General features: G+C 26.0%; 16 protein-coding genes. 4 read left to right on the forward strand and 12 right to left on the reverse strand.

What is annotated here, in order from left to right; genetic code table 11:
* Positions 1-17: 17 nt before the first annotated feature.
* From BLV71_RS13125 to BLV71_RS13145, 5 genes are all read right to left on the reverse strand, one after another.
* On the reverse strand, positions 18-797 hold the full coding sequence (locus BLV71_RS13125; RefSeq protein ID WP_093870990.1) for a TerC family protein: 780 nt from the start codon (positions 795-797) through the stop codon (positions 18-20).
* Between the two features lie 4 nt (positions 798-801).
* Positions 802-1221 (reverse strand): hypothetical protein, encoded by a 420-nt coding sequence (locus BLV71_RS13130; RefSeq protein WP_093870991.1) that lies wholly within the window; start codon positions 1219-1221, stop codon positions 802-804.
* 13 nt (positions 1222-1234) lie between these two features.
* A complete protein-coding gene (gene purB / locus BLV71_RS13135) occupies positions 1235-2578 on the reverse strand; it encodes an adenylosuccinate lyase (protein WP_093870992.1) in 1344 nt (447 codons plus the stop codon).
* A gap of 101 nt (positions 2579-2679) precedes the next feature.
* Complete coding sequence (locus tag BLV71_RS13140; RefSeq protein WP_093870993.1) at positions 2680-5187, reverse strand: T9SS type A sorting domain-containing protein; 2508 nt, start codon at positions 5185-5187, stop codon at positions 2680-2682.
* A gap of 83 nt (positions 5188-5270) precedes the next feature.
* The gene (locus BLV71_RS13145) at positions 5271-5867 is read right to left on the reverse strand and encodes a Crp/Fnr family transcriptional regulator (protein WP_093870994.1); all 597 of its coding nucleotides are present in this window, start codon (positions 5865-5867) and stop codon (positions 5271-5273) included.
* Positions 5868-5935: 68 nt separating this feature from the next.
* Here BLV71_RS13145 and BLV71_RS13150 point away from each other — a divergent pair, with 68 nt between their 5' ends.
* Positions 5936-6343 carry a group III truncated hemoglobin gene (locus tag BLV71_RS13150; protein WP_093870995.1) on the forward strand — a complete coding sequence of 136 codons (408 nt, stop codon included), beginning with the start codon at positions 5936-5938 and terminating at the stop codon, positions 6341-6343.
* Here the strand turns inward: BLV71_RS13150 and BLV71_RS13155 are convergent.
* Complete coding sequence (locus BLV71_RS13155; RefSeq protein WP_093870996.1) at positions 6324-6671, reverse strand: hypothetical protein; 348 nt, start codon at positions 6669-6671, stop codon at positions 6324-6326. The two genes, BLV71_RS13150 and BLV71_RS13155, sit on opposite strands and share 20 nt — an antisense overlap.
* A 143-nt stretch (positions 6672-6814) precedes the next feature.
* Here BLV71_RS13155 and BLV71_RS13160 point away from each other — a divergent pair, with 143 nt between their 5' ends.
* A complete protein-coding gene (locus tag BLV71_RS13160) occupies positions 6815-8833 on the forward strand; it encodes a vWA domain-containing protein (protein ID WP_255405200.1) in 2019 nt (672 codons plus the stop codon).
* 96 nt (positions 8834-8929) lie between these two features.
* On the opposite strand, the gene BLV71_RS13165 is transcribed toward BLV71_RS13160, so the two are convergent.
* Genes BLV71_RS13165 through BLV71_RS13190 form a run of 6 tightly spaced genes read right to left on the reverse strand, consistent with a single transcriptional unit; the run spans position 8930 to position 14549 of the window.
* Complete coding sequence (locus BLV71_RS13165) at positions 8930-9268, reverse strand: hypothetical protein (RefSeq protein WP_093870997.1); 339 nt, start codon at positions 9266-9268, stop codon at positions 8930-8932.
* A gap of 40 nt (positions 9269-9308) precedes the next feature.
* A complete protein-coding gene (locus tag BLV71_RS13170) occupies positions 9309-10643 on the reverse strand; it encodes a DUF58 domain-containing protein (RefSeq protein WP_093870998.1) in 1335 nt (444 codons plus the stop codon).
* A gap of 2 nt (positions 10644-10645) precedes the next feature.
* Positions 10646-11650, reverse strand: a complete 1005-nt coding sequence (locus tag BLV71_RS13175; protein WP_093870999.1) for an AAA family ATPase — start codon at positions 11648-11650, stop codon at positions 10646-10648.
* A 2-nt stretch (positions 11651-11652) separates the two neighbouring features.
* The gene (locus BLV71_RS13180) at positions 11653-12858 is read right to left on the reverse strand and encodes a hypothetical protein (protein WP_093871000.1); all 1206 of its coding nucleotides are present in this window, start codon (positions 12856-12858) and stop codon (positions 11653-11655) included.
* Positions 12859-13584, reverse strand: coding sequence for a hypothetical protein (locus BLV71_RS13185; protein ID WP_093871001.1), 726 nt, complete (start codon positions 13582-13584; stop codon positions 12859-12861).
* A complete protein-coding gene (locus tag BLV71_RS13190; protein ID WP_093871002.1) occupies positions 13584-14549 on the reverse strand; it encodes a stage II sporulation protein M in 966 nt (321 codons plus the stop codon). The genes BLV71_RS13185 and BLV71_RS13190 overlap by 1 nt, the downstream gene beginning before the upstream one ends.
* A gap of 21 nt (positions 14550-14570) precedes the next feature.
* On the opposite strand from BLV71_RS13190, the gene BLV71_RS13195 reads away from it, so the two are divergent.
* Both BLV71_RS13195 and BLV71_RS13200 read left to right on the forward strand, forming a co-directional pair.
* Entirely contained in the window at positions 14571-15383 is an 813-nt protein-coding gene (locus BLV71_RS13195) for an RDD family protein (protein WP_093871003.1), read from the forward strand.
* Positions 15384-15481: 98 nt separating this feature from the next.
* Positions 15482-15817: a hypothetical protein gene (locus tag BLV71_RS13200; RefSeq protein WP_143032790.1), complete on the forward strand. Its 336-nt coding sequence runs from the start codon at positions 15482-15484 to the stop codon at positions 15815-15817.
* The last annotated feature ends 108 nt before the right edge of the window (positions 15818-15925 follow it).

Here is a 15925-nt window from a genome sequence, read left to right on the forward strand (position 1 = left end):
TTTTTTTAAGTATTATATTATTTAGAGGTTTTTTTCCTTCTCATTCGCATATTAAGCATTTCAACAACTAAAGAGAATGTAATTGCGAAGTATAAATACCCTTTAGGTACTATTCCCATTTCTTCACCAAATAGTTTAGCATGAGATAAATGTGCAGCCTCAGCAATTAACATAAAACCAATTAGTATTAAAAAAGATAAACCTAACATTTGAATTGTAGGGTGTTTGTTTACAAACTTACCAACTGGATTCGCAAACAACATCATAATAATCATAGATAGAATAACAGATACTACCATAATAATCATTGCTCCTTCAACACCATTTGTCATACCTACAGCTGTTAAAATAGAGTCAAATGAAAAAACAATATTAATTAATGTAATTTGAACTATTGCTTGGCTTATTGTGTATTTCTTTTTAGGTTTTTGATCAACACTATGTTCATCAAGCCCTTCAACTTTATGGTGAATTTCTTTAGTACTTTTGTATAATAAGAATAAACCACCAGCAAACAAAATCAAACTTTGTCCTGTTACACCTGCTTTAAACCAAGAAAGATCTACATTAAAAAGAGGAGAATTCATTGCTATTAATAATGAAATTCCGAATAAAAGAACTATACGAAGTACCATGGCTAAAAACAAACCTATATTGGTTGCTTTTTTTTGTTCATTTTCTGGAAGTTTGTTTGCTGCTATTGATATAAATATAATATTATCAATACCAAGTACAATTTCTAAAAAAGTTAAGGTAACTAATGCCCCCCAAGTATCTGCTTGTAAAAATATTTCCATAGTTTTAATTTACTTTATAAACGGTTCCTTTTTGTTTAAATTTTGAATACCCAATTCTAGCTGTAAAGTCATACGAATTATCGGTAACTTTAGTTATTTGTACAAATATAGGATCTTTATCTAAATCTGTTTTTGGGTTCTTCATTTGCAAAGTATATGCAAAATTATTTTTCCATTTAATGAACAACGTATCAGTATGTTTCTCTTCTTTTAGAGTAACTAAACTATCAGATGAAATACTTGTTTTTTTAGTATACTGTTCTATTTGTAAGCTATCTTTTCTAGTAATGATAGTTTTTCCATAAGATTCTCCTGCAGGAATTTCAAAAACTCCTTGTTTAAAACGAGTAGGGTCTCCTTTTTTTTCAGTAGAACATGAAAAAAATATTAAGAGTAAAGAAAATAGTGATAATGTTGTTTTCATTAATTTCATAAAATTATATTCCAGTATAATTTGAAGGTGTTATTACTTTTAATTCTTCTTTTATTTCAGAAGATACTTCTAATGTATCAATGAAATTAGCTATTGATTTTTGCGTAATTTTTTCATTGGTACGTGTTAATCCTTTTAAAGCTTCATAAGGATTTGGGTATGCTTCACGACGTAAAATAGTTTGAATAGCTTCAGCAACAACAGCCCAATTATTTTCTAAATCTTCAGCAAATTTATCAGCATTTAAAAGTAATTTGTTTAATCCTTTTAAAGTAGAAGCAAAACCAATTAAAGTGTGCCCAAATGGAACTCCTACATTACGTAAAACAGTACTATCAGTTAAGTCACGTTGTAAACGAGACACTGGTAATTTTGCTGCTAAGTGTTCGAAAATAGCATTAGCTATTCCTAAATTACCTTCAGAATTTTCAAAATCAATAGGGTTTACTTTATGTGGCATAGCAGAAGAACCTACTTCGCCTTTTTTAATTTTTTGTTTGAAATAATCATTAGAAACATAGGTCCAAATATCACGATCTAAATCAATTAAAATTGTGTTAACACGTTTTAAACCGTCATATAAAGCAGCCATATGATCATAATGCTCTATTTGTGTGGTAGGAAATGAATGGTGTAAGCCAAGAATTTCTTCTACAAAGTTAGTTCCAAAGTTTTTCCAATCTATATTAGGGTAGGCAACTTTGTGAGCATTAAAATTACCAGTTGCACCACCAAATTTAGCAGCATGTGGAGTGTGTTGTATATGTATAACTTGATTATTAACACGTTCTACAAAAACAAAAAACTCTTTTCCTAAACGAGTAGGAGAAGCTGGTTGACCATGCGTACGAGCTAACATAGGAACGTTTTCCCATTCTTCAGATAAATCAGCTAATTTACAAACTAAAGTGTCTAATGAAGGATAATATACTTCTTCCATAGCATCTTTTATAGATAATGGAATAGCAGTATTATTAATATCTTGAGACGTTAATCCAAAATGAATAAATTCTTTGAATTTTTGAAGATCTAAGTTGTCAAATTTTTCTTTAATAAAATACTCAACAGCTTTTACATCATGATTCGTAACACTTTCAATATCTTTTATCTTTTGAGCATCTTCACTAGAAAAATTAGTGTAAATTTCACGTAAATTAGGATACAAATCTTTATTAAAGTCAGCTAATTGAGGTAAAGGAATTTCACATAAAGCAATAAAATACTCAATTTCTACTTTAACTCTGTATTTTATTAAAGCTTCTTCTGAAAAATAATTTGCTAAATCAGCTACTTTGTTACGATATCTACCGTCAATAGGAGATATAGCATTTAATTGTGTTAAGTTCATTTTTATCTGTTGTGTTGAAGCAACAAAAGTAAAAATTCTAAAATAGGTATAATAAAAAAAGGGTATCTAATTTAGATACCCTTGTCAAGTTTTTTATAAAATTACTGTTTAATGAATTTTTTTAAAGCAATTTTATTATCTGTGCTTTCAATTTTTATTAAATATAAGCCTTGATTTAATGAAGTTGTATTTATATTTAATTTTGATGTTTGAAGAACCTTTTTACCTAAAGTATTAAAAATACTAATATTTTTAATTATCTGATTGTTCTGAGTTGTAATTTTTAAGCTATTTATTACCGGGTTTGGGTAAATGTTTAATTGATTTGTAAATAGTTTATCAATGCTTGCTGTAGCACCACAATTTTCACTGTAAATAGCAATATTATCTTTTTCCCAATTAGTTTTAGCTTCAGCTTCACTTTTTGAGTCAACTTGAATACAAGTTAAACTACTATTGTATTTAGTATCTAGATTAGATAAAGAAGCATTGTTACCGTTTTGGATATTTAATTCTTTTAAATTATTATCCTTACAAGATAAAAAAGTTAATTTTGTATTCTTTGAAAGATCTAATGCCGTTAGTAAATTATAACTACAATCTAAACTAGTCATTTTTTCAAAAGCCTCAATACCAGTTAAGTCCTTGATTTTTTCAGAAATATTACTATGCGAATTATTAATATATATACTACCAGGATAACTTTTAGCTTCTAGTAATTGTATTTCGTTATCTCCATTTCCATTAATTATAGTACTATTTAGCAAATATTTCTTGAAATTTGAATCAGGAATATTAATTACTTCTGTAGATAAACTTGAACAGTTTTCACTATAAGTTGCATAATGGTCTTTACTCCATTTGCTATTACTATTTGCATTTAAAGGATTGTCAACTTGAATACATAATAGTTTATTAGTAGCTGCTTCCATTAAATATAACTTTTCATTAGCTCCATTTTTTATGTTTAACTCTGTAAGTTCATTATAACTAGAAGATAAATGTGTTAAATCAGGACTATTAGATAAGTTTAAACTTTTAATTTGATTCCAAGCACAACGTACTTGTATAAGAGAAGTATTATTTGTTAAATCTAAATTGTTTAATTTATTATGATCACAATTTAGAATATTTAAATCAGGGTTTTTTGACACATCTATATTGGTTAGTTTATTACTACTACAATATAACTTTTTTAGTTTTGTGTTTTTTGATACATCTAAACTCAAAATAGAATTTCCTGATGCTCCTAGTTCTAATAAGTTAATATTTTTTGATACATTTAATTCAGTAATTTGATTATTATAACAAGAAAGTTTCGTTAATTTGATATTGTTTGTTAAATCAATACTTGTGATTGAATTATTATAAAAAATTAATTCATTTAAAGAAGTACAGGTGGTAACATCCAAGTTTGATAACTTATTATAGATACAGTTAATATTTGTTAATTGATCACTGTTAGAAATATTTAAATCTGTTATGGAATTATAGTCGCAATCTAATTTTTTTAAATTATTAAAAGAAGATAAATTAAGAGTTGTTAATTTGTTTTTATTGCATTTCAATTCAGTTAACTTTTTATTGTTAACTAAATCTAATTCAAGTAACATGTTATTATTACAATTTAAAATTTCTAATAACTTATTGTTTTTTATATCTAATTGAGTAAGTTTATTTGACGTAAAATCTAAACGTTTTAAGTTTGTGTTTTTTGAAACATCTATTTGACTTATCTGATTATAATTACAACTTAAATGTACAAGGTTTAAGTTTTTAGAAATATCAATGTTTGTGATATTATTTGAGCTTAATTTTATTTCGTATAATTCCTTGTTATTTGTTAAGTTTATATTAGAAATTTTATTTCCTGAACAATTTAATCCTGTAATTTTAGTAAAATACTCAATACCAGTTAAATCTTTAATTTTTTCATCATCTGCTTTTCCATATGAGCTAGTACTAAGGTAAGGACCAAAAGAGTTAGCTTCTGAAAATTGAATTTCTCCATCGTTATTCGTATCTATTTTTTGAGAATGATTAAGCAAAGCCTTTTTAAAATTAACATCTGGTATAATTACAATTGAATTTGCATCGAAAACAGAAACATTGTCAATAAGTATTTTTGAACCTACATCTCCATAAGTTTTGATATATACTTGTATGTTTTCACTAGTTGTTGCAGTAAACTCAAATTCTCCTTTTGTCCATTTATCAGTAGGGAAATTTGTAAACTCTTTAGTAGATAAGTTTTCAGGGAAACTTCCTGGTTTGTGTACCAAGTTAAAATTTACTTTACTAAAAGTACCTGAAACTAACTTATAATAAAAGATACCTATGTACTTAGTATCCTTAACAAATGGAATATTTGGAGAAAAGATAAAATTTTGAGTTTGCCCAGTAGTAATTTCTAGCTCTAAACTAGCAGTTTTATTTTGAGCATCTGAGCTTTTTTTCCATTTTCCATTACTAAATCTAAACCACTTTGTAGGATTAGAATCAGAAGCATCCCAACTTTCCATGTTTCCATTGGGAACCAAATTAGTTTGACCTGAAATAGTTAGAAAGGAGAATACGCAAAGCAATAAAAAAAAGTAGTTTTTCTTCATTTTACAATTGTTTTTGAATTATTGAAGGTGCGAAAATACTTTTTTTTAAAACATTATTATTTTAAATTTTAAGTAATAATGTTTTATCGATATACTTTTCTATTAATTATTTTTAAATATCCTTTTTTTTCCAAGTTTTTGATGGCTCTTATCGTTGTTTCAACTCTAAGCCCTAAAATATCTGCTATTTGTTGTCGTGTGTGAGGAATTTTAAAATTAAATTGACCATGTAACTTATAAACATCATTTTTAAGATAATCAAAAAATCGAAGTACTCTATGTCCTGGTTCTTGACTTGAAATTTCTGAAGCAATAATGGCTTTGTAGTATAATCGTTGTGCTAAACTTTGAGTTATTTTTAAATGAATTTCTGGATGTTTCTCTAATAAAAGTAAAAGTTTGCTTTTTGGAAGGACAATAATGTTTGATTCTGATAAAGTTACTGCATTAGCGGGATATTTTACATCAATAAATAAAGGGGGTTCTCCAAAACTTTGATTTTTGTAAAATATACCTTGAATAAATTCCTTTCCTTCATCATTAAAATTATTCATTTTTACAGCACCAATAACTATTTGATAATAATTACGTGCAATATCGTTTTCTGAAAAAATTAAGCTGTTTTTTTCAAAATGTTTTATTTGAGCTCCAAAATTTAATAAGGTTTCTTGTGGAATCATTATGATTTAAGTCATAAATTGCAAAAGCATAAAGATATACTTTTGATTTAGATTAATTTTATTTTTAAATGAGCAAGAGAGAAATAACTACAAGAGATGATGTTTTTTTATTAGTATCGACATTTTACGATAAGATTAAAAAAGACGATTTTATTGGTCCAATTTTTTTAAAAGTAATACCAGAAAAAATGTGGGATAGTCATTTGGAAAAGCTTACGGATTTCTGGGAAACTAATTTGTTTTTTGTTAGAAAATTTAAAGGTAATCCAATGAAAGTTCATAAAGATGTTGATAAAGAGTTTAGTTATGGTATTTCTCAAGAACATTTTGGTAGGTGGCTTCAATTATGGTTTTCAACAATAGATGATTTATTTATTGGTACTAAAGCAAATGAAGCTAAAGAAAGAGCACGAAACATAGCTTCTATGCTCTTTTTTAAAATGTTCGAAGTAAAACCTAAGCCATCAATTCAATAAGTTGATAGGCTATTAAAAGAATATTTCCTAAAATATTTATTATAAAGGCCCATATAATTGTTTTGAATGATCTTTGACTAATAACAATAGCATTTGCACCCATTGCTGAAATACAAGTAAAAATTAATGGAAACAAAGCTATTTCTTTATGTACAGCTAATGCAGCTGATATGGAAGCAATCATAGTCCCAAGAATTAATAAAATAATAGAAATCCCCATTGCATTCTTTTCTTCAGTAGCTATCCAATCGTTTAACTTAGTAATGCTATGAAAACTTAATTCTTTTTTGTATGTTTTAGTTTGAGTTATTGTGTTTGTAGTGTTCATAATATGAGTTGTTTATAGCAAAATTAATCAGTAATATATTATTAAATTATGACCTTAATCATAAAGAGTATTTTAAATTAAGAGTGTATATACAGTTCGTATTTTAGTAGATATTTTTATATTCACACTTTAAATATAATTTTGTGCAATCAACAACTCTAATTTATATAGTTATAACAGTTTTATGCAGTTTAGTAATTGCTTTTTTTCAATATTTTTTTAAAGAAAAGAAGCAACCAAAAATTGTTATAGCATTATTTATTTTAAAAGCTTTGAGTTTATTTTTAATTGGATTATTATTAATAAATCCTAAAATTGATATTGTTGCTACTCAAAATATCAAACCGCAGTTGTCAGTATTAATAGATAACTCTCTGTCAACTAGGTTTTTTAAAGAAGAAGAAAAAGTAAAAGAGATACTTAATATTATTGTTAATAATGAGGAACTAAATAAAAAATATCAAATATCTAATTTTTCTTTTGGAAACTCTATAAAAGTATTAGATAGCTTATCTTTTTCTGAAACTAGCACCAATATATCTGAAGCTATAAATTCGGTAGATGAATTAGTGAAAAACAATAAAAAAGCTACAATTTTAATTACTGATGGTAATCAAACTTCAGGAAATGATTATGAGTTTTTAATGCCAAAAGATAAAGTATTTCCTATTGTGTTAGGAGATACAACTCAATATCAGGATGTTCAAATAACACAACTTAATGTAAATAAATATAGTTACATAAAAAACAAGTTTCCTGTAGAAGCTTTTTTATTATATGAAGGTAAAGGTGCAGTTAGTTCTGTTTTTACATTATCTCATAATGGAAAAAAGATATATTCAGAAAGAATTAAACTTTCATCTGAAAACCCGTCAAAAACAATAACTGTTAATTTAACATCAAAAGAGAAAGGGCTTCAATATTACCAAGCCTCTATAACAAAACTTAAGAAAGAAAAAAACACTAAAAATAATTATAAAAGTTTTTCGGTAGAAGTTATAGATGAGCAAACTAAAGTATTACTCTTAAGTTCAATAATGCATCCAGATTTAGGAGCTATAAAAAAAGCAATTGAAAGCAATAAACAACGAAAAGTAACCATAGAAGTAATAGGAAACAAGCAGTTGAACTTAAAAGAGTATCAATTTTATGTTTTTTATCAACCAAATTTTTATTTCAGAAGAATTTTTGAAGAAGTGTCTTCTAATTTTTTAGTAATCACAGGAACAAAAACGGATTGGAATTTAATAAACTCATTAAACTTAGGGGTAAAAAAGAATGCAATAAATCAGTTTGAGAATTATGGAGCAATTTATAATGATAGTTTTTTAACTTTTATGCAAGATGATATTGGTTTTGAAGAATTTCCTCCTTTACGTGATAAATTCGGGAAATTAAGATTGTCAAATGAAACACAAATTTTATTATATCAAAAATTAAATGGTATAAATTTAACAGAACCTTTAATAACATCTTTAGAGAAAAATGATGTTAAATATGCTTTTATATTTGGAGAGGGGATTTGGAAATGGAGATCTGCTAGCTATTTAAAAGATAAAACATTTGAAAATTTCGATACTTTTATAAGTAATATAGCACAGTATTTGGCTTCAAATAAAAAAAGAAAACGATTAGAAGTAACCTCTAAAAGCATATATCCAGCTAATGCTATAATACAAATTTCTGCGTTTTATGTTGATCGTAATTATAAATTTGATAATAGAGCTTCTTTACAGTTAAAAATAACAAATTCAAAAACAAAAGAGGTTAAAGTATTACCATTTTCTTTAACTAATAATGCATATCAGGTATCTGTAGAAGGTTTGTTAGCTGGAGATTATATGTACCAAGTTTCTGTTGAAAATCAAAATATTAATAAGTATGGACGATTTAAAATATCAGCCTATCAAATAGAAGAGCAGTTTACAAATGCTAATAGTAATAAATTACAAAAATTAGCAAAAAATTCTAATGGAAAACTGGTTTATTCTAATCAAGTTGAATCATTGATTTCAAATTTACTTGCTGATAAAGATTATTTTACAGTTCAGAAATCAATTACAACCCAAAAGAGTTTAATTGATTGGAAATGGATTTTGGTTTTAATTGCTTCTTTATTATCTATTGAATGGTTTGTAAGAAAGTATTATGGAAAGACTTAATAATTGAATCTAATGTATATAAAAGCCTCAGTAGTTTAAAATTACTGAGGCTTTTTGTTTTAGATAGTTAATTGTTATTAGATTAGTTAATAAAAATTACTCTTCACCAATCATTGAAATATCTGTTCCTGTTTTCTCAAAATCTATAGGTAGCCCTCCAATTTTTTTCAAAACAAAATTAAGTAGCATTGTACCAATTAAACCAAAAATAAACCCAAAAATGAAGTATAGAACAGGAATAAAGATTAAAGCAAGTAATCCACCTCCCATAATTGTAGCAAAAGCTCCCATGTCTCCACTACCAGCACCTATTAATGTGCTAAATAAAGTTGTTATTCCAATAACGATAAAGCCCATTAATGCCATTAATATTCCTGTTATTAAAGCATATTTTACAGGATCAATTCTTTTTAATTTTAATTTTAATTTACTCATAGTTTGATTAAGTTTTTAATTTTTGTAAAAATATTTGAAATTAAAATAAGCCTCTAGATTTTAAATCTAAATACTTATTTATAGTATTTCCAGTTAAGTTTTCTGGTTTAGTTAGTACAGATTGTATTCCGTATTTTTTTAATTCGTTTGCAATTTGTTTTTTCTCATACATAAATTTTTCAGCAATAATTTTATCATATACATCTTCAACTGAACTTGATTTTTGTTCTACAATTGTATTTAATTCAGTGTTTTGAAAGAAAACAACTAATAATAAATGATTTTTAGCAATAGCACGAAGATAGGGGAGTTGCCTTTTAAGTGCATCTAAAGTTTCAAAATTAGTGTATAATATGAGTAAACTTCTACTGGTTATTTTTCGTTTTATAGTAGCATATAATAAACTGTAATCAGCTTCCAAAAAATTTGTTTTGACATTGTATAAAGCTTCAGAAATTAAATTCATTTGCGAATTACGTTGTTCAGCTACAATAATATTTTCTAACTTTTTAGAAAAAGTAAGCATTCCAGCTTTGTCTTGTTTTCGTAAAATAATGTTACTTACAGCCAAAGTTGCATTAATTGCATAATCAAGTAGAGAAAGGTTGTTAAAGTGCATTTGCATTGGTCTACCTTTATCAATTATTGAATATACTGGTTGTGATTTTTCTTCAACATATTGATTTACCATTAATTGGTTTCTTTTAGCTGTAGCTTTCCAATTTAAAGAACGAATATCATCACCAGAAACATATTCCTTAATTTGTTCAAATTCTAATGAATGTCCAATTCTTCTAATTTTTTTATTACCATAGGTATTTAAGTCGTTTGATACAGCTTTTATATCAAATTCTTTTAGTTTTAAAAAAGAAGGATAGCATTTTAATTTTTTTTCTTCTCCTAAAATATATTTTCGAGTTGCAAGCCTTAAAGGAGAACTAATGTAAATGTTAATATGCCCAAAATCATAAACTCCTCTTTTTTTTGGAGTAAGATTATAATTAATTTTATTTTCTTTGTTTGGTTTTAAAATTTGTTTAAAAGAAAAATTTATTTTTTGAAACTGAAACGGTAATTCTTCAATAATAATAGAATGAATATTGAATTTATAACTACTTTTAAGTGATATAGATATTTTATTATTATCACCATTTGATAATCGTTCTGGTAAAAACCGTTCAATATGAATTCCTTTTTTTAAGCTGTAGATTAATAATATATCTATAAAAGTTACTACCAGTAAAGAAAATAAAAGAACTTGTCCTAAAGAGAAAAAAAGAGGGATAAAAAAACCAGCAACAAATAATACAGCTATGAAAATTATTCCATAAAATAAGTTGTCGTTTAAAAATAAAGAATTATAAAGTTTCTTCATTATTATCTTGGAATTTCTACAGATTCAATTATTTGTTCAATAATTTGAGTACTAGTTAAGCCTTCCATTTCTCTTTCCGGTGTAACTATAACTCTGTGTTGTAGTACAGGAATTGCTGCATTTTTAATATCCTCAGGAGTAATAAAGTCTCTTCCATTAATCCCAGCAAAGGCCTTTGAAGCTTTTAAAATAGCAATTGTAGCTCTTGGAGAAGCTCCTAAAAATAAAAAAGAATTATTTCTTGTGCTTACAACAATGTTAGAGATGTATTTAAGCAGGTGTTCTTCAACTTTTATTTGGGTAATTAACTTTTTATATTGCTCAATTTTTTCACCAGATATAACAGTTTCAATTTTATCAATCTTTGTATTGTTAATTAAAGCTTGCTCTCTTGTTACAATTTCTAATTCTTCTTCAGCAGTAGGGTAGTTTACATTTATTTTAAAAAGAAAACGATCTAATTGTGCTTCAGGCAATCTATATGTACCTTCTTGTTCAATAGGATTTTGTGTAGCTAGTACTATAAAAGGAGATCCCATAGAATAGGTGGTTCCATCAATAGTAATTTGTTGTTCTTCCATAACTTCAAATAAAGCTGCTTGAGTTTTAGCTGGTGCTCTATTTATCTCATCAATTAATACCATATTTGAAAAAATAGGACCTTTTTTAAATTCAAATTCAGAATTTTTAACATTAAAAACTGAAGTTCCTAATATATCTGAAGGCATTAAATCAGGTGTAAATTGGATACGGCTAAAATCTATAGTTATAGTACGAGATAGTAATTTGGCAGTTATTGTTTTGGCTACTCCTGGAACACCTTCTATCAATGCATGACCATCAGAAAGTATTGCAACAAGTAATAAATCGATCATTCTTTTTTGACCAACAATAACTTTATTCAATTCTGTTTTTATCTTATAAATACTCTCTTGTAGTTCAGATAAGTTAATTCTGCTTTCGAATTCTAAACTTTCACTAGTAGTATTTGTAGTTGTGTTTTCCATAATTAATTGTTTTCAAAAAAGTTTTCAATTAGCGTATTTAAGCGCATTAATTCATCTTGCGTACAATTTGATTTTTTATTTACTGCTATAATAGTGTTTATCAAATATCGAGTTGTACTTAATTTATTTCCAGATTTAGATGCTAACTTTTCAATAAAAACACTATTTAAGTTATTTGTGTTGATTAAATATTTGGTTCTAACTTTTTCTAAAAAATAAGTTATTTTTTTTGTTACTAAATTTTTATGATTTTCTTCTTTTAAATATAAATTGGCAATCGTATGTGTAAAATCTGAAGTTGAGTTCTTTAATTTTTCAATAGAAGGAACAACTCGTTGTTTTCTTCGAGCATTGAAAAGAATAAAAAGTAATAGCCCCCAAAAAGCAATATATAACGACCATTTTAAAGATGTATGTTTGTTGAAAAATTTAAATACAGACTTTTTATTTTTGTCTGTTGAGTTTTTTCTGGATTTCACTTGTGGGTCCCATAAAATTGTTCTGTCTGGTAAATAAGAAAAGATATTTGAAGCATAAGTACCCTTTTTATTAAGTAAATAATAATTTGTAAAAACGATTGGCTGTGTATGCAAGTATATAGCTCCTTTACCATGGTATACTTTTATAAAGTTAGGTTGTTTTTCATGGTTTATTTTTTGAGTACCTAAAACAATCGTTGTTAAAGAATCGAATTTTGAGAAATAATGACGTCTTATATTACGTTCAAACTTAAAAACGCTATCTTTAAATTGATCATTTTTTAAGTATAAAGATCCTTTTAAATTCTTTAATTCCTGAAGGGCGTATGTGTTCTTATCTAAATTATCAGTACTGATATTTAAAGATTTTTTAAAATTTTCACTAAAATGATTTAAAGAAATAAAAGCATCATTACCAGCAAATACAAATTTAAGCAACTTATTTATTGATCTTTTATCTAGTTTGTTAGCAGATGATTTAATACAGATGTAATTTGCATAACCAGCATCATTATCATAGTATATCTCATTAAAGAAATCGGAGATGTTTTTCTTTAAATATACCTTTTCATTCCCATTATATAAGCTCGTTATTTCATTATGAATTATATAAGTTCCAAATGGAGCTTTTGATAGTTCTCTATAATTTTCTCTCCAATCTGTTTTTTTACATCCAGTAAAAATTAGTGAAATAAATAATAAAAATAATATGTAGTTTTTAGTATTCAATTATAATTTTTTAATGTAAGATTTATAGTTGTTTTCAATAGCATTGAATTTTAATTCATCAATAGGGAATTCTCCATACCAAACATAATCATACAGGTATATTAAGTATGAAAATTGCTTACGACTATTAATACTTTTTAGTTCGAACAAGTATTCTGAATTTGTTTTGTCTTTATCGTATTTGATTATGCCTTTTTGTGACATTATTTTAAGTAATAATAAATAATAGTACCTCGTAGCAAGTCTATAATCATTATTTAGAATTGCTCGTTCTAATAACTTACTATAGTCATTTTTATTAATATCTTCATCTTCTTCTTCAAATATAAGTGCTTTCTTATGTTGTTTAGTAGATTTGTTAAATTTCCAAAAATCCATTTCAGTAAAAACAAAACTTTTCAATAAAATAAGAATAACAATTAAAGCTAGTAAATAAGGGAAAACAGTACCCAAGAAGCTAATTAAATCTTTAAAAAAGTCTAAAGTATTTTCATTAATTTTCTTTTTTGATTCTTTTTTAGTTTTTTTAGGAGGTGGAGTGCTTTCAGTGTAAATAAAATCTTTGCCTTTATATTTTGATTTCAAGTCATTTCCTAATTTTCTTTTTTTTACATAGTCTACATTTTTATCATACGATATACTATCGTTTTCTAATAACGTATTTATGTCTTGAGAATGCACACAAACACCCAAAAATAAAAAAAGTATTATTATAATATTTCTCATTATCGTAATTGGTGTTTTGAAGCAACTTTATATGGTAAAATCAAATAATAATAAGAAATAGATGCTAAACAAGACAAGATTATGAGTAAGCATATTACAGTAGGCATTTGATTATAATATCTTGTAATATAACCTTCTAAAAAGGCAGCTATAAATGTAAAAGGTATAGTGCTTAAAAAAATAAAGAAAGCTTCTCTTAGTCCTTTTTTAAAAGATTCAATTCTATCTAATGATCCAGGAAATAATATACTAGCTCCTATAATATATCCACAAGCAGCTTCTATAATCATAGCGAAAATTTCATAAGTTCCATGTATCCAGATACCTTTTACACTATCAAAAAAAGTATTATTTTGATAAAAGAAAGCTTGAAAAACAGCAACCATAATACCATTGTATATAATATAGTATCCTGTTCCCAATCCAATAAATAAACCAGATAAAAACATATTTAGTCCTACACGTAAATTATTGTCAAAAATACCGATAAAGCTTCCCCAGTTACTTCCGCCTTTATAAATAGCTAATGCATCACCACTTTCAATATTTTCGAGAGTAACATCAATATATTCATTTCCTAAAATTTCTCTGGCAAAACTATCGTCATTAAATGTAGATAGCAAACCAATAAAAAAACATAAAAAGAAAAAAATAAATGAGATATAAATATATTTACGATGCTTATAAGCAAGTAAAGGAATTTTTTCAAAGAAAAATTGTGCTAGGGTATTTTTATCTTGTTTTTTAGTATGGTAAATTTTCCCATAACTTTTCTTAGCAAGTTTGTTTAAGTATATAACAACCTTACTTTTAGGATAAAACGATTGTGCATACGACAAATCATTCATTATCTTAATGTGCAATTCAGCAATTTCGTCTGGGCTCTTTTTCGTATTATTTGAAATTACTTGTTCAAATTCAAGCCATTTTTCTTTATTTTGCTTTATAAAAGCTACCTCTCTCATTGAGACAAATGTAAATAATGTATGAAAAGACTGCAAGTAAATACCACACAAAATGTTATTATCAATTTTGAATTAGCTAATCTTGGTCAGCGTATACTCGCTTTTTTTATTGATAACATAATAAAATTTGCTTACATATATTTCATCATATACATGTTTAACTTCACTTTAATTAAAGCGGCTGTTGATGGAGATTCTTGGTCTATAAAGGCTATAGATATTTTATTATTTTTACCTATTACGTTTTATTCATTATATACTGAGATGTTGTTAAACGGACAAACTCTAGGTAAAAAAATGTTGAAGTTAAGAGTTATAAATATTGATGGATTTAAACCTTCATTTACAGATTATACGATGCGTTGGTTTTTGCGAGTAGTAGATTTTAATTTATTTATGTTGATTTTTGTATATGTATCTTCTTTAGGAGCAAATGAATATTTAGGTTTGCTATGGTTGATATTTTTAGGTGGTAAAATGGTAGGTTTATTTTCAATAATTATGACTAAAAATAATCAAAGGATAGGTGACATATCTGCTAATACAGTTGTGGTTAATTTAAAAGATGAAGCAAAATTTTCTCAAACTATTCTTGAGGATATTAGTGAAGAGTATGTGCCAACTTATCCAAGTGTTATAAAACTTTCAGATAATGACGCTCGTATTATAAAGGATACTTTTTCAGTTGCTAAAAAAAGTAAAGACTATAAAACTCTTATAAAATTAAGAACAAAAATAGAAGAAGTTACAGAAGTGAAATCAAAAGATAAAACTGACATTATATTTATAGATACTATATTAAAAGATTATAATTTTTATACTCAAAACATGTAAGTTTATTTATCAATTAATATTGGTTTAAAATTAAAAAAAGGTTAAATTTGTTAACCCAGATATAAAATGTTACTTTATTCTGTGTTTATTATAAAATTTTGAAGAACTCTATTGTATACATGTTAATACTATTATTGTTTGCACCTCCAATGCAAGCACATAATGATGTAGTTATATATGATACTATAGAAAACCATTTTGATATTGATGAAGCTCATGAAGATATTCATCATCAAGAAGATTCTAAAGATGAAGAAAATACCGAACATCATCATCATTGTAATGTAGTTTCATTGTCTTCAGAATTTGTGCCAATTTTAGAATATAATTTTCAATTTCTTACTTTTATAACGATAAAGCAAGAAATCAACTTTTATCAAAATACTTACCTTAATTCATTCTTAGAGGAAATTTTCCAACCACCAAGAGTTTAATTTATTATATCATTTATTTAAAATCATGTACGCATCATAAATTTAATATGATGTGAAAAGTAGTTGTATATCAATATATACAATGAAAAAATAATAAATTAAAATCAT

Source organism: Tenacibaculum sp. MAR_2010_89 (genome assembly GCF_900105985.1).
In the GTDB taxonomy this organism is placed as follows: domain Bacteria; phylum Bacteroidota; class Bacteroidia; order Flavobacteriales; family Flavobacteriaceae; genus Polaribacter; species Polaribacter halocynthiae.

What these genes read in the sequence shown, in the direction of transcription:
- BLV71_RS13125 (WP_093870990.1), bottom strand. Translation starts at nt 797, where the DNA reads ATGGAAATATTTTTACAAGCAGATACTTGGGGGGCATTAGTTACCTTA.
- BLV71_RS13130 (WP_093870991.1), bottom strand. Translation starts at nt 1,221, where the DNA reads ATGAAAACAACATTATCACTATTTTCTTTACTCTTAATATTTTTTTCA.
- purB (WP_093870992.1), bottom strand. Translation starts at nt 2,578, where the DNA reads ATGAACTTAACACAATTAAATGCTATATCTCCTATTGACGGTAGATAT.
- BLV71_RS13140 (WP_093870993.1), bottom strand. Translation starts at nt 5,187, where the DNA reads ATGAAGAAAAACTACTTTTTTTTATTGCTTTGCGTATTCTCCTTTCTA.
- BLV71_RS13145 (WP_093870994.1), bottom strand. Translation starts at nt 5,867, where the DNA reads ATGATTCCACAAGAAACCTTATTAAATTTTGGAGCTCAAATAAAACAT.
- BLV71_RS13150 (WP_093870995.1), top strand. Translation starts at nt 5,936, where the DNA reads ATGAGCAAGAGAGAAATAACTACAAGAGATGATGTTTTTTTATTAGTA.
- BLV71_RS13155 (WP_093870996.1), bottom strand. Translation starts at nt 6,671, where the DNA reads ATGAACACTACAAACACAATAACTCAAACTAAAACATACAAAAAAGAA.
- BLV71_RS13165 (WP_093870997.1), bottom strand. Translation starts at nt 9,268, where the DNA reads ATGAGTAAATTAAAATTAAAATTAAAAAGAATTGATCCTGTAAAATAT.
- BLV71_RS13170 (WP_093870998.1), bottom strand. Translation starts at nt 10,643, where the DNA reads ATGAAGAAACTTTATAATTCTTTATTTTTAAACGACAACTTATTTTAT.
- BLV71_RS13175 (WP_093870999.1), bottom strand. Translation starts at nt 11,650, where the DNA reads ATGGAAAACACAACTACAAATACTACTAGTGAAAGTTTAGAATTCGAA.
- BLV71_RS13185 (WP_093871001.1), bottom strand. Translation starts at nt 13,584, where the DNA reads ATGAGAAATATTATAATAATACTTTTTTTATTTTTGGGTGTTTGTGTG.
- BLV71_RS13190 (WP_093871002.1), bottom strand. Translation starts at nt 14,549, where the DNA reads ATGAGAGAGGTAGCTTTTATAAAGCAAAATAAAGAAAAATGGCTTGAA.
- BLV71_RS13195 (WP_093871003.1), top strand. Translation starts at nt 14,571, where the DNA reads ATGAAAAGACTGCAAGTAAATACCACACAAAATGTTATTATCAATTTT.